Raw genomic sequence first — 14469 nt, forward strand, 5'->3', positions numbered from 1 at the left:
ATGAGAAAAGGCAATAGAGAAGAAAATTTTGAAGAAAAAGTTAATGCTGCTTTTAGAGAAGAAAATTTCAAAGAAATTGGCGAATTAATAGGAGAGGGAATTGACACCGCCATTGATGTAACGAGGTCTTCTATCAGCAAATTTATTAATAAAAATAAGAGAAATTTGCCTTATAGTATTCAAAATGACGACAGAATAATAAATCAAAATCCCAAGACTGTTAAAAGAGTGAAGATGTGGGGATCTGTTGCAAAAATTTCAATAGTAGGTCATCTTTTTGCTTTTTTTGGATTGCTTATAGACATATTTGATAATTTTTCATTTATAAGAGAAGATTTGCCGCTTTTAATTTTTTGGGTTATTCCTGCCCTTGTAGTTTCTTTTTATGTAAATTATAGAGTTAAAAAGAGCAAGGACCAAATAATTAGATTTAGAAAATATAATCGTGAAATTGGAAATAACACTGTTATACCAACAGCTGATCTTGCCGCAATTACTGCAAAGACAATTGATTTTACTATAAATGATCTTTTAAACATGATCGATAAAGATTATTATAGGCAAGCACGAATTGTAGAAAATGGAGAACTTTTTATATTGGATGCAAAAACCTATAAGCTTTATAAAGAGGAAATGCTTCGCAACCCTAAAGAAAGAAGGGAAGAAATAGAAAAAAATGAGAGCAACACTCTTGTTGAGGACTATTTGATGAGGGCAAGAAAAGATGTTACAGCTATTACAGAAATGACTTCAAGGTTGAAGGAGCCAATGAAGAGTAAAGTTAGCGAATTTTTGCAAATTGTCAGTAAAATTTTTGAACTACTTAAGGAAAATCCAAGCACTGTAGGGGATTTAGACAAGACAATAAATTATTATCTACCGACAACAGTAAAATTAGTAGACTCTTATTTGAAAATGAGTGAGAAGCCCACAGATATAGTTAATTCTTCTTTAAAGGATACGGAAGAGACTATGGATTTAGTAAATGATGCTTTTATGAAAATTTTAGACAATATTTACCAAGAAAAAGTTATGGATTTATCAAGCGATATGAGTGTTTTAAAATCAATGCTTAGACAAGAAGGACTTTTAGACGAAAAGGACTTTAATTTAGGAGGAAAGTAAAATGGATAAGGAAATAAAATTATCCCTAACAGATGATTTTGAAGATTTAAATAAAGAAAATGAAATCGAAGAAATTAAGACAGTTGACGAAAAAAAAGAGTTGATATTAAGTCCTGAAGAAGAAAAACAAGTTGAAGATTTTGCAAAGACAATTGATATTACAAATTCAAATATAATTCTGCAATATGGAGTTGGTGCACAAAGAAAAATTTCCAACTTTTCTGAAAAGACATTGGAAGCTGTTAAAACTAAAGATCTTGGCGAAGTTGGCGATTTGCTATCTGGAGTTGTAAATGAATTAAAAAGTTTTGATGTAGATGAAGAAGACAATAAATTAGTTGGATTTTTCAAAAAACAATTAAACAGCGTAACATCACTAAAGACTAAATACGATTCAGCAGAAAAAAATGTTAATAGTATTATAAAAAACTTGGAAGAACATCAGGTAACTCTGATGAAAGATATTGCCATGCTTGACCAAATGTATGAATTAAATGAAAATTATTACAAGGAACTTAGCATGTACATACTTGCTGGTAGAAAAAAGTTAGAAGAAGCAACGAGAGTTGAACTTCCAAAACTTCAAGATAAGGCGCAGGAAACAAACTTGCCAGTGGATGCACAGAGAGCCAATGATTATGTAAATATGATTAGTCGATTTGAAAAGAAGCTCCACGACCTTGACCTTACAAGAATGGTTTCAATTCAAATGGCTCCCCAAATAAGAATGGTTCAATCTTCAAACACAGTTATGGTTGAAAAAATTCAATCGACAATTGTAAATACTATTCCACTTTGGAAATCACAAATGGTAATTGCACTTGGTGCAAATCATTCAAAGGAAGCTGCAAAAAGCACAAAGGAAGTTACTGATTTGACAAATAAACTTTTAAGGAAAAATGCAGAGACATTAAAACAAACTACTGTTGAAACTGCAAAACTTTCTGAGAGAGGAATAGTTGACATCGAAACAATTAAACACACTAATGAACAACTAATTTCTGCACTTAATGAAGTTCGTCAAATTCAAATCGAAGGACATAAAAAACGTGAAGAAGCATCTATTGAACTTAGAAAAATAGAAGAAAATTTAAAGTCATCTTTAATAGAAATTGCAAATAAATAATAATTATAAAACCGAGAACAAAACTGTGACGCTTTATTAAGTTTTTAGTCCAACTTAATGAGTTCAGCATAAATTCTCGGTTTTTTGTGCAGTATAATTGAATTATCTAAAGCTAATTTTTCCGTCTTCAATGGAATCAATAATAGCAAGAGAAAGTAAATCGTACCCCATTTCTCTAATAATTTTTCCTCCATCTTGAAAGCCCTTTTCAATTGCGACAGAAATTCCAGCGATATTTGCGCCAGCTTGTTTTGAAACATCGATTAAACCCTTGAGTGCATTTCCTTCTGCTAAGAAGTCGTCTATGATAAGTAAATTGTCTTCAGATGACAAAAATTTTTTTGAAACTGTAATGGTATAATTTTTCTTTGTAGTAAAAGATTCTACCTTTGATTCATAGACATCGTCTCCAATATTTAATGTTTTTTGCTTTTTACAAAAAACAACCATGGCATCATCAAGATGTTTTGATGCAACAGTGGCAAGGGCAATGCCACTTGCTTCAATTGTAAGTATTTTATTAATGCTTTTATCTTTAAAATAAGTTGCAATCTCCTCAGCAAGTTTATCCAAAAATTTTATATCAAGTTGGTGATTTAAAAAAGAATCTACCTTAACAATATTTCCATTTAAAATGCGTCCGTCTTTCATAATTCTTTCTTCTAATAATTTCATTTTACACCTCAAAAATTATTTTAAGACATTAATAAGAAGTAATCAAGAGTTGCCAATATTTATTAAATAATTACTCACTATGATATAATAAAGGCATGAAGTACATATTATTTTTATTAATTTTTTTAGTATCTTGCACAAAGGAAAATACTTTAGACAGTGCAAACTATAAAAATATTAGTGCGGAAATTATTTGCACAAGGGGTTGTTTCGCGAAGGATTTAAAAATAAAAAAAGATGGAGAAAAATTTATCATTGATGTTCATAATTTAAAGCCTTGGAAAGTTGATTTTTGTAATGTTGATGGAGGTGAGGTTGAACTTGTTCTTGGAGTTTATAAAAAGACGCCCTTTGACAAAAGTCTAGCCAAGCGATGCTTTTTATACAATATTGATTTTAAAAATAAGAAACTAATACCGAAGCTTAGAATCTCAAGATTACATAATCCCATTACAGATTTTAATCTTTGTGATATTGACGGAGATGGTCGAGATGAAATTATTTCCATAGAAAAAAATATAAAGGGTGAATATCTATTTGGAGTATATGATTGGACAAATTTTTCCTTTGAAAGAAATTATAGTAGCATTATTTTAAAAGATGAGCCAATCTTTTTAGATAAGGAGAAAAAAGTTGAAGTCAGGGGAAATAAAAGAGAATTATTTTTAGAAGGAGATGAGATTAAGTGGAAGTAAAGAAAAAATTATTGATAGCTTCAGTTATTGCAATTTTGTTTTTAACAGCTTGCAAAAACAACAAGGATAAGGTGCTGGAAAAAGAAACTTCGAAAATTGAATTGCAGGATACTAAATTTTTAGATGAAATGGAAAGCAAAACTATATATATTGATTACAAATTATCTAAATTCACACCAAAAGTTGCTGATTATAACATTGCTAATGATTTTAGCAATGTTGAAAATATTTCAAACTTTGGGAATTTTACAACTAAACAAAAAGAAATGCTTTTAAAAAATGGGTTTACAATTACTAAACCAAAAAATCAAGAGAGCAATGAGTACAGCGAAGACTCTTGGAATTACGAATTTGATCAAATTCATCAGATTTACGAAGATAATGAGTATAATTATTGGCCAAGCTTTGTAACAACTGATTCAGTAACTCATATCTTTCATATTTTTTATGACGGATTTTTAAGAAGTTTAGAAAGGGAAGAGTTATATCCAAAATCAATTGAATTAAATAAAAATTTGCTCGTGGAAAATATTAAAATTTATGATGGGATTGAGAATAAAGAATTAAAAGACTTGCAAATTAAAAATATTGCTTTTGTGGCAACTGGACTTAAACTTTTGGGATTTGAACCTGAAAATTTGCCAGAAGAGGCAAAAGATTTAATGGATGAGGAAATTAAAAATGTAATTTCAGAAGAAATTGCAACATCTGCAATAAGTGATAGAGATGTAGATTTTTCACAACTTATAGCAAGGGGGCATTATACTCGTGATGAAAAACTAAAAAAATATTTTATGGGAACAATGTATTTTGGTCAAGTTGGATTTTTTATTGAAAGCGATGGGGAAATGGATAAAGATAGCATTTTACAAGGTCTACTTCTAACTCACTCAATATATAGAAATCCTAAAATTTTAAAAATTTGGGAAGATTTAGTTGAACCAATAGATTTTTTAGTTGAAAGTGCAGATGATCTTTCAATAAGAGAATACGCAAGGACACTTTACGGAGTTTATGGAAAAGATTTTGACATCAATAAATTGGATGAAGAGAAAAATTTAATGAGTGCTTATGAAGTTTTAAAGGCATATCCAGATCCAAAGATTGCAGGATTTCTTGGAAAGTCCTTTAGATATATGCCACAAAGAGCAGTCATTGATAGTGTACTTATGCAAAATGTGGTGGATATTGCAAGTGAAGATAAGCCATCTGATAGACCAATTTATTCTGGTTTAGATTTAATGGCTGCCTTTGGAAATGAAAGGGCAAGAGATATTTTAAATAAGGATTCTTACAATTCACATTGGGATAAATATAAAGAGAGAACTGAAGGAAATATTTTAACTGTGAATAAAATGGAAGATAAACAATGGCAAAAAAATATGTATCGTGGTTGGCTGTGGATGCTTGATGCTTACGACCAAAAATTTGGCGAGGGTTATCCAAGGTTTATGAGAAATGAAGCTTGGGAGAGAAAGGATTTAGTATCTGCTCTTGGTTCTTTTGCAGAATTAAAACACGACACAGTCCTTTATGGCAAGGCTGTTATTGCTGAAATGGGTGGCGGAGAAGATGAAGAAATTCCAAAATCCTATGTTGAACCTAATGTGGAGCTTTATGAAAAATTAAATTGGCTACTTGAGTTTACTAAAACAAATTTAAAAAGTCGAGAAATGTTAAGTGAAAATCTCGAAGATAAAATCAAGAGATTTCAAACTATGGTAGTAAAATTAAGAGATCTTTCTATAAAGGAACTTCAAGAGGAACCCTTTACAGAAGATGAAAATCAATATTTATTATACATTGGTGGAGAAATGGAAAGCATCATGGTGGATTTTGTAAAATCATCTGATGAAAACCAAATTTCTTCTTGGTATGAAATAGAAAATGCTACAGACAGAAGAATGCCAGTTGTAGTTGATTTAATGAGAATTGTAGATAATAATGTTGGACTTGTTGAGGGCGAAGTTTTTCACATAGGAACTGGAAAGCCAATGGAAATTTATGTTATTTATCCTCACGAAGGAAAACTTTACATGGGTAGAGGTGCGATTTTTTCATATTACGAATTTATAAATAAAGATCGACTAAAGGATGAAAAGTGGCAAGAGATGGTTTATAATGATGCAACAGATTTTCCTAATTGGTACAATGATCTTGTTACAGAAGAAAAAGAAATTCCGTGATTAATTACTATTGTGATAGGGTCATTAGTAATATTTTAATTTAAAAATTAAAATTAGAATTTAACATATGTTATAATATTTTGAGGTGATAAAATGTTTTTAGAATTAGTTGAAAAGAGAAGAAGTATAAGAAAGTTTACTGACGAAGAGGTTTCTGAAGAAGATTTAAGAGAAATTTTAAATATTGCACTTCACGCTCCGACGGCAAAACATAGAAATCCAGTTAGATATATAATTATTAGAGATAAGAAAAGACTTGAAGAGCTTTCTCATTATAAAAAAAATGGTGCAGCCTTTTTAAGGGGTGCTAATGTTGCAATTGCTGTTTTAACAGATAGAGAAATTGCACCAAACACAAATCATCAGGATGCATCTATTGCTGCAACTTTTATTTTGCTTGCTGCAGCGGATTTAGATTTAGGAGCAACTTGGGCAAATGTTGTGGATGCAAAGCACGAAAGTGGAGTTACTGCACAAAAATTTTTGCATGAATTTTTTGATTTAGAGGATAAGTTTGATGTTGAGTGTGTAATTGGAATTGGTCATCCAGCAGAAGAAAAGTCAGAAAAAGTTCCCTTTGAATATGATGAAGTTGTATTTGAGGATCTAAATGATAAAGTTAAATAATTTAGAAGAAACGGAAAAATTTGGAAAATTTTTGGGCGAAAATTTGAATCCAGGAGACGTACTTTGCTTAAATGGTAATTTAGGAGCGGGAAAGACTACTCTTACAAAAAGTATTGCTCTTGGACTTGGCATAGAGGATTATGTAACTAGCCCTACTTTTACAATAGTAAATGAATACTATGGAAGGATTAATCTATATCACATAGACACTTATAGACTTGATGATAAAGTAGATGTGGATTATCTTGGATTTGATGAATATTTTTATTCTGATGGAGTTACAATTGTTGAGTGGGCTGAGAAAATTAAAGATGTCCTTCCAGAAGAATACATTGAGATAAATATTTCATCAAGGGAAGATAAAAGAGAGCTTGAAATTAACTTTATTGGCAGTAGGTTTAAAAAGCTGAAGGAGAAACTATATGAAAGTTTTGGGAATTGATACTTCCACAAAGACAACGGCCATTGGACTAATTGAAGATAATGAAGTACTTTGCGATTACAATTTAACAGGTAGAATTGCTCATTCAGAATCTGTTACAGATATGATTGAAGAAATTTTTAGAAAATTTGAATTTACCCTAGATGATGTTGATTTAATTGCGGTGGGAATTGGCCCTGGATCCTTTACAGGACTTCGCATAGGAATAACTATTGCCAAGGTCATGGCCTTTGCCTTAGATAAAGATGTAATTGGCGTTTCTTCTCTTGTTGCAAATGGAATGTCTGATTATGGAATCGTTGCAACAATTGTGGATGCGAGACGAGGAAATGTCTATGGGTCAATAATAAGAAATGAAGAAGAACTAGAAGTGTTATTTGAAGATGAAATTCTTTCCTTTGAAAAATTTAAAGATGAATTAAATAAATACGATAAAATCACAGTTACAGGTCTTGACGGCAATAAATTTATTGAAAAAATAAAGAGAGGAAAGCTTTCAAAAAACAAAAACATGAGGGGAGCAAATATTGCAAAGCTTGGTTTACTTGATTACGAAAAAAATGGTCCAATGGACGCATTTAATTTAGTGCCCAATTATTTAAAAATTTCTCAGGCAGAAGCACAATATGAAAAAAATCACGAGAATAGCAAATAAAAAGGATGTAGATGCAATTTATGAAATCGAAGTAGAAAACTTTGAGTTTCCATGGTCAAAAAATTCCATAGAAAATGCAATTGTAAAAGATGATTTGCAGGATATCATAATTACTGAAGTAGATAGAAAAATCGTAGGTTATATTAGTTATATGATAGTATTTGACGAGATACACATTGCAAATGTAGCTGTAAAAAGTGAATTTCGTGGGCAAAAAATTTCTCTCGACCTCTTTGATTTTTTGACAAAGATGGCAGATGAAAAGAAACTAAAGATTACTTTAGAAGTTGAAGAAAAAAATAAAATTGCATTTAATTTATACAGAAAATATAATTTTAAAATCTTAGGAAAAAGAAATGATTATTATGGCATTGACAGAGATGCTTATATAATGTGGAGGGAGTGATGAGATGAAAATTTTGGCAGTAGAATCCTCATGTGATGAAACTTCAGTGGCCGTCGTGGAAGATGGCCGCAAAGTTTACTCTAATGTAATTGCATCCCAAATTGATACTCACAAAAAATTTGGCGGAGTTGTGCCTGAAATTGCATCAAGACAACATGTTGAAGCTATTAACACAGTTTTAAAGGAAGGTCTTGAGGAAGCAGGAGTAAAATTATCAGACATAGATATTATAGCAGCAACAAAGGGACCAGGACTTATTGGTGCACTTTTAGTTGGACTTAGTGCGGGAAAAGCTCTTGCACTTTCTACAGGTAAGCCCTTTGTCGGTGTGAATCATATAGTTGGCCACGTGTGTGCAAATTATATTTCCTTTAAAGAATTGGAGCCACCCTTTGTTGGAATAATAATCTCTGGTGGACACACTTATTTAATCGAAGTAAAGGATTATGTGGATTTCACACTTCATGGCAGAACTGTGGACGATGCAGTGGGAGAAGCCTTTGATAAGGTTGCAAGATCTTTAGGGTTAGCTTATCCAGGGGGTCCAGTTATTGATTTTCTTGCAAAAAAGGGAAAAGAAACAATTGAATTTCCAAGGGTAATGATGAAGGAAGACAATTATAATTTCTCTTTTAGCGGACTTAAAACTGCTGTTTTAAATTATTTAAATAGTGCAAAACTCCGAGGAGAAGAAATAGTTGTAGAAGATGTTTGTAAGTCCTTTCAAGAGGCAATAGTTGATGTTTTAATTGAAAAGTCCTTTAGACTTGCTAGAGAAACTAAAAGAGATAAAATTGTTCTTTGCGGAGGAGTTTCTGCAAATTCAAGAATTAGAGAAGCTTTTGAAGAAAGGGGCAAATCTGAAAATATAAAAATATTTTATCCAGATTTAAAACTTTGCACAGATAACGCAGCAATGATTGCCTCAGCTGCATATTACGAGTACATTGGAGGCAAAGTTAATGAAAACAATTTTGCAAATCCTAATTTAGGGTTAAAATAATTTTGATTGAGCATTTGCAAGAGCCATTATAAAAGTTTGCAATATAAAAGTGCATTTCTGCACTTTTATAGGTTATTAATAAATTTTAAAATTTCAATCTTAGAAAGGTTCTTTTCAAAAACTTCTAAGTGGTCAATGCCCATTATGTCATGGGCATTTTTTATGCCCTGTTGCACTAATTTTTCTATTGAATAAAGTTCTCCAAAGTCAGAATTTTTTGAAGAAATGAAAAACAAATTACAAATTTTATTTACACTTCTATTATAACTTTCACCAGGAATTTTTTTGTAGTTTTCAAAAACTGAAATACTTACATTTTTAAGATTAAATCTAAGATCGGCATATTTTTCTTCCAAATTAAACAACTTAATAAGCTCAAAGAAAAAGTCCTCGCCATTTAATGCATTAAAGACATTTCCAACAAAAATAGAATTTTTATTGGGATTTAAAATTTTTAAAATTACTCTATTTTCAATTATTTTTGTAGAAAGGCCAGACTTTACTTTGAAAATAAAGAAGTTGCTATCTTGTAAATTTTTTCTTAATTTATTTATAAAGGAATCATCAGAAAATTCTAAGTTTACATAGAGAATTGATGAGTCAGTAATCTTGCCCTCGATTTCTTTATAAATATTTTGATAAGAATAATTATCTTTTGAAAAGTAAGTATTTAAAATCCTCTCAGGAATATTGGTAGTGTTTCCAAGAGCTAAATTTGACAGATATGTTGGCGATTCAATGGAAATAATGTCTTTTAAATCAGTATAAACCTCATCTACTTGTTCATTTTTTTCAAAAGTAAGCTTGTCTACATAATTATCAGTTGAACTAAAGTCTATAAATTTATAATCATCATAAAAATTAACGCCAAGTTTTTTTAAATAATCCTTAATAATTTTGTGAATTTTATCTGAATCTAGGTCAAAATAATTTGCTGAACCAATGTAATCAATTAGAGCTTCCTTTAATTCAGAGACTGGAGAAGTTGCCTTTAAGTTGTAGATGCTTGCTAAATAATAAAACAAATTTGAATCTAAAAAGTCAGAGAACAAAAAGTACTTTTCAATGGAACTTTTATCGTCAAAGTCAATGGGCGATAGGAGCAGTTTATATAATTTTTTTTTGCTATTTTCGTCTACATTATTTACATTAGAAAATTGATTTAAAGATAAATCTAAAATAATTGGTTTTTCCTTTTTTGCCATTTTTTCTAAAACATTATTTACTTCATCTTCATCTAAAATATTTTCTAGCATTTCTAAAGTATTTTTGAAATTAAATTTTGAAAACCTATTGTCAAAGGTTTCATAATTGTTTTCGCCCTCATTTATTTTTATAAATTCATTAAAGTGCTTTGTGTAAATATTTATATTAAGTGGATTTAAATTTGCATGATTAATAAGACCATAGGCAAGGGCTAAATTGCCAAAACCATCGCCAAGTAAGTAAGCTTTTGAGTTTTCGTCACGATTTGGCATGAGAATTTTCACTTCATCATCAGAGACTTTTTTTGCAGCAAAAATAGCAGCAGAAATTGTTGCAGCTGCAATAGCTAATTTTTTAATGTCATCTTTTTTTGACATGATCTCACCTCAGTTTAAGTTTACCCAATTTTTACAATCATTAATTTATTAATTCTAATTTGTTAAATTCTTTTATTACAAGTATAATAACAAAGGAGGGATTAATTTGAAAAATTATAAATTAATTGAAGAAAAATATATAGACGAAGTTGCATCAAATTGCAAAGTCTATTCTCATATAAAAACGGGAGCAAAAGTACTTACTCTTGAAAATAATGACGATAACAAAGCCTTTGGAATTGGGTTTAGGACTCCACCTGAAAGGGGAAATGGAGTATGTCATATAGTTGAACATTGCGTACTTTCTGGATCAAGAAAATTTAAAACTAAAGAACCCTTTATGGATTTAATCAAGTCATCGCTACAAACTTTTTTAAATGCCATGACTTTTCCAGACAAAACAATTTATCCTGTATCAAGTAGAAACAAAAAAGATTTTTATAATTTAATGGATGTCTATTTAGATGCAGTTTTTTATCCAAGCATATACGAGGAAGAAAAAATATTTCTTCAAGAAGGTTGGCATTACGATTTAAAAAACAAGGATGATGAACTAAAATATAATGGAGTTGTATACAACGAGATGAAGGGAGTTTATTCTTCTTCAGAAAATATTGTATCTGACGCCATGGTTTTTGCTCTTCACGAAAACTCAAGCTATGGTGTAGATTCAGGCGGAGACCCAAAACTTATCCCTACACTGAGCTATGAAGAATTTAAAAACTATCATAAAAAATATTATCACCCATCAAATTCTTACATTTATCTCTACGGAAATCAAGATATGGAAGAAGCTCTCAATTTTATTGATAAAAATTATTTAGCTGATTTTGATAAAGAAGAGATCAATTCAAAAATTATTTTAAATGATGAATTGAAAAAAACTAAGGATGTAGAAATAACATTTTCTGCGTCTAAGGAGGAAATGAAGGAGAAAATTGATTATCTTTCAAAGGGTTGGACTATTGGCTATGCAGATTCAAAATTAGATGTATTTATGCGTGATTTTTTAGCGGAACTTTTAATAGATGCTCAAGCTGCACCAATTAAAAAGGCGATTTTTGAAGCAGGACTTGCTGAAGATGTCTACTCTGAAACTTCATCTTCCTTTCCTCTTGATTTATCAATAGTCTTGAAAAATACAGATGCAGATAGAAAAGATGAATTTTTAAAAATTTTAAAAAATACGTTAGAAAATTTAGTGGAAAAGGGAATCGATAGAGATCTTTTGGAAGCAACCTTAAATAAATTTGAATTTATTTTTAGAGAAGGTGGTGGCACGCAAAAGGCTATAATATACTATATTAGAGCTCTTAATTCTTGGTTATACGATCAATCTCCACTTGATGCTCTATATTATAATGATGTATTAAATGAAGTAAAAGAAAAATTAAGTGATAATTTTGTAGAAAATTATATAAAAGAAAAATTATTAGACAATGTTTATTCTGTAAATTTAGTTGCAAGACCTGAATTAAATAAAAATGACAGAGAGGAAAAAGAATTAAGGGAAGATCTTCAAACAATAAAGGAAAAAATGTCTAATGAAGAAATAGAAGAAATTATAAAAAAGAGCATTGAACTTGAAAAATATCAAAGCGAAGAGGACTCACTTGAAGCTAAAAAAACTATTCCATCTCTTGAACTTTCTGATATTGATGAGAAAGTTACAGATTATAAGCCTGAAGAAGATAAAATTGGAGATGTAATTTATCTAAAATCAAATCAAGAGACAAATGGGATAGTTTACACTACAATTTCACATGATATTTCCTTTATAAAAAGAGAAGAAATTGAAACAATGTCTATTCTTCTTTCAATAATTGGACTTATCGATACTAAAAATTATTCTTACGAAGAATTAAACAATGAAATTTACAAGGCAACTGGCGGCATAAGCTTTAATCCAACAGTTTATGTTGATTCAAAAGACAAGGAAAAATATTATCTTAGAATGAATGTTAAGATGAAATCCACAGCAGAAAATGTAAAAAGAGGACTAGAAATTGTAGATGAAATTATTTATAATTCCGTGCTTAATTCAAAAAAGAGAATTAAAGAACTTTTAAATATTTTGAAATCAAGAATTGAATCAACGATGTTGCAAAATGGACATCAATTTATAATTTCAATTTTAAAATCCTATTACTCAAAAGTAGCAGAGATTCAATCTCATATTGGTGGATTAGATTATTATAATTTCATGAGAGATTTAGCGGAAAATTTTGAAGATAGATGGGAAAAATTTGAAAAAGATTCAGAAGAAGTTTATAAAAAATTATTTGCAAGAGATAATTTAATAATTTCAACTGTAGGGAATATTTCTGACTTAAATAAAATTAAAGATGATTTAAAAGTATATATAGACAAATTAAAAGTGGAAAATATAAAAATTAGCGACTATGACTTTAAATGTGAAAATAAAAATGAGGGACTTTACACAACTTCAAATGTTATTTACGCATCAAAGGGTTACGACCTTGAAAAGCTTGGATTAAAATATTCAGGTGATCTTACAGTTCTTGCAAATATTTTAAATTCATCCTATCTTCACAACGAAATTAGGGCAAAGGGTGGAGCCTATGGTGCAGGGATTACCATTGGCAGAAATTGTGAAATGGCAACTTATTCTTACAGAGATCCAAACTTAAGTAATACAGTGAAGGTTTACAATGAAATTGGAAATTTTATTGAAAACTTAAAAATGTCCGATGAAGATTTAAAAGATTTTATAATTGGTTCAATGAACGCCTTCGACCCACTTCTTTCACCAGAACAAATTGGAGATATAAATTTATCAAGGTTTATAACTAGACTTACAATAGAAGATTTGGAAAAATCTAAAAGGGAAGCTTTGGAAACAAATATTGAAAAATTAAATTCCTATGGAAAAGTATTTGATGACGCTATGAAAAAAAATTATATAGCAGTTTTTGGCAGTGAAAGTATAATTAGAGATAGTGCAGATCTATTTAAGGAAATTAAGTCCATTAAATAGTTGGAGGTTTTATGATAAATTATCATGAAATATTAATAAAAATTGAAAAGTTAATGAAGGATGCTTCAAAAAATTTCTTTGAACTTGACCCCAAGAATAATTTTAAGATGAAGGGTAGAAATGATTATGTGACTGAAGTTGATTTTAAAGTACAAGAATTTTTGGAGAAAAATCTTTTAAAATTAATAAAAAATTCAAACCTCTTGGCAGAGGAAAGGGACAAATCAAAATCTGAAATAAAAGAATATACTTGGGTTTTAGACCCTGTTGATGGAACAACTAATTTAGTTCACGGTTTTGATCATTCTGTAATAAGTCTTGCACTTTTAGAAAATTCACAAATTGTACTTGGAGCAATTTACGATCCCTTTAGAGATGAGTTTTTTTCTGCAATAAAGGGTGAAGGTGCGAAATTAAATGGAAGTAAAATAAAAACTTCTGATTGTAAAAATTTTTCTGAAGCGTTAATTGGATCTGGAACTGGCGGAGGAAGAGTTGACCGTGCCGATGAAACTTTTGAGATGATAAGATTTATTTACAACAATACAAAGGGCATTAGACATATAGGAGCTGCTGCACTTGAAATGTGTTATGCATCCTGTGGAAGGTATGATGCCTTTATAGATGACGGATTAAATCTTTGGGATTACGCCGCAGGAACTTTAATAGTAAGAGAAGCCGGTGGCTTAGTTATAAATATGCACGGCGAAGAAGTCGGTTGTGAAAGATTTGGCGGCATAATTTGCGGAAATAAAAATATTGTAGAGGAATTAAGAAGATTTGTGTATTGATTAAAATACACTATAAAGCTTTTATTTATTAGGTTCTTTGTCAAATAGTGTTGGTGAATAAAAATTAATGATATATGGTTTATGTCTTATGGCTTAAACCATATATTTTTTTATGGTAAAAACATAAAAAAATTCTTAATCTAAAATTATCAAAAGA

At 30.0% G+C, this 14469-nt stretch carries 13 protein-coding genes; 11 read left to right on the plus strand and 2 right to left on the minus strand.

Going from position 1 to position 14469, the window contains the following annotated elements; translation table 11 throughout:
- Both HKO22_RS09230 and HKO22_RS09235 read left to right on the plus strand, forming a co-directional pair.
- Complete coding sequence (locus tag HKO22_RS09230; RefSeq protein ID WP_075659062.1) at positions 1 to 1125, plus strand: 5-bromo-4-chloroindolyl phosphate hydrolysis family protein; 1125 nt, start codon at positions 1 to 3, stop codon at positions 1123 to 1125.
- A 1-nt stretch (position 1126) separates the two neighbouring features.
- Positions 1127 to 2251: a toxic anion resistance protein gene (locus HKO22_RS09235; protein ID WP_169970211.1), complete on the plus strand. Its 1125-nt coding sequence runs from the start codon at positions 1127 to 1129 to the stop codon at positions 2249 to 2251.
- Positions 2252 to 2353: 102 nt separating this feature from the next.
- On the opposite strand, the gene HKO22_RS09240 is transcribed toward HKO22_RS09235, so the two are convergent.
- Complete coding sequence (locus HKO22_RS09240) at positions 2354 to 2926, minus strand: xanthine phosphoribosyltransferase (protein WP_169970213.1); 573 nt, start codon at positions 2924 to 2926, stop codon at positions 2354 to 2356.
- A gap of 95 nt (positions 2927 to 3021) precedes the next feature.
- On the opposite strand from HKO22_RS09240, the gene HKO22_RS09245 reads away from it, so the two are divergent.
- The 7 genes from HKO22_RS09245 to tsaD all read left to right on the plus strand — a co-directional run bounded on the left by HKO22_RS09245 (position 3022) and on the right by tsaD (position 8940).
- Positions 3022 to 3621 carry a hypothetical protein gene (locus HKO22_RS09245; protein WP_169970215.1) on the plus strand — a complete coding sequence of 200 codons (600 nt, stop codon included), beginning with the start codon at positions 3022 to 3024 and terminating at the stop codon, positions 3619 to 3621.
- On the plus strand, positions 3612 to 5807 hold the full coding sequence (locus HKO22_RS09250; protein WP_169970217.1) for a DUF3160 domain-containing protein: 2196 nt from the start codon (positions 3612 to 3614) through the stop codon (positions 5805 to 5807). The genes HKO22_RS09245 and HKO22_RS09250 overlap by 10 nt, the downstream gene beginning before the upstream one ends.
- A 93-nt stretch (positions 5808 to 5900) precedes the next feature.
- Entirely contained in the window at positions 5901 to 6434 is a 534-nt protein-coding gene (locus tag HKO22_RS09255) for a nitroreductase family protein (RefSeq protein WP_169970220.1), read from the plus strand.
- Positions 6418 to 6876, plus strand: a complete 459-nt coding sequence (gene tsaE, locus HKO22_RS09260; protein WP_169970228.1) for a tRNA (adenosine(37)-N6)-threonylcarbamoyltransferase complex ATPase subunit type 1 TsaE — start codon at positions 6418 to 6420, stop codon at positions 6874 to 6876. The genes HKO22_RS09255 and tsaE overlap by 17 nt, the downstream gene beginning before the upstream one ends.
- A complete protein-coding gene (gene tsaB, locus HKO22_RS09265; protein ID WP_169970230.1) occupies positions 6857 to 7531 on the plus strand; it encodes a tRNA (adenosine(37)-N6)-threonylcarbamoyltransferase complex dimerization subunit type 1 TsaB in 675 nt (224 codons plus the stop codon). The genes tsaE and tsaB overlap by 20 nt, the downstream gene beginning before the upstream one ends.
- On the plus strand, positions 7503 to 7937 hold the full coding sequence (gene rimI / locus HKO22_RS09270) for a ribosomal protein S18-alanine N-acetyltransferase (RefSeq protein ID WP_169970232.1): 435 nt from the start codon (positions 7503 to 7505) through the stop codon (positions 7935 to 7937). Before tsaB ends, rimI begins: the two co-directional genes overlap by 29 nt.
- A 4-nt stretch (positions 7938 to 7941) precedes the next feature.
- Positions 7942 to 8940, plus strand: a complete 999-nt coding sequence (tsaD, locus tag HKO22_RS09275; protein WP_169970234.1) for a tRNA (adenosine(37)-N6)-threonylcarbamoyltransferase complex transferase subunit TsaD — start codon at positions 7942 to 7944, stop codon at positions 8938 to 8940.
- Between the two features lie 65 nt (positions 8941 to 9005).
- On the opposite strand, the gene HKO22_RS09280 is transcribed toward tsaD, so the two are convergent.
- Positions 9006 to 10523, minus strand: coding sequence for an oleate hydratase (locus HKO22_RS09280; protein WP_169970236.1), 1518 nt, complete (start codon positions 10521 to 10523; stop codon positions 9006 to 9008).
- 106 nt (positions 10524 to 10629) lie between these two features.
- Between HKO22_RS09280 and HKO22_RS09285 the strand changes: the two genes are divergently transcribed.
- A complete protein-coding gene (locus HKO22_RS09285) occupies positions 10630 to 13521 on the plus strand; it encodes an insulinase family protein (RefSeq protein WP_169970238.1) in 2892 nt (963 codons plus the stop codon).
- Between the two features lie 11 nt (positions 13522 to 13532).
- A complete protein-coding gene (locus HKO22_RS09290) occupies positions 13533 to 14312 on the plus strand; it encodes an inositol monophosphatase family protein (RefSeq protein WP_169970240.1) in 780 nt (259 codons plus the stop codon).
- The last annotated feature ends 157 nt before the right edge of the window (positions 14313 to 14469 follow it).

The sequence above is a fragment of the Peptoniphilus faecalis genome (assembly GCF_012976305.1).
Lineage (GTDB): Bacteria > Bacillota > Clostridia > Tissierellales > Peptoniphilaceae > Peptoniphilus_A > Peptoniphilus_A faecalis.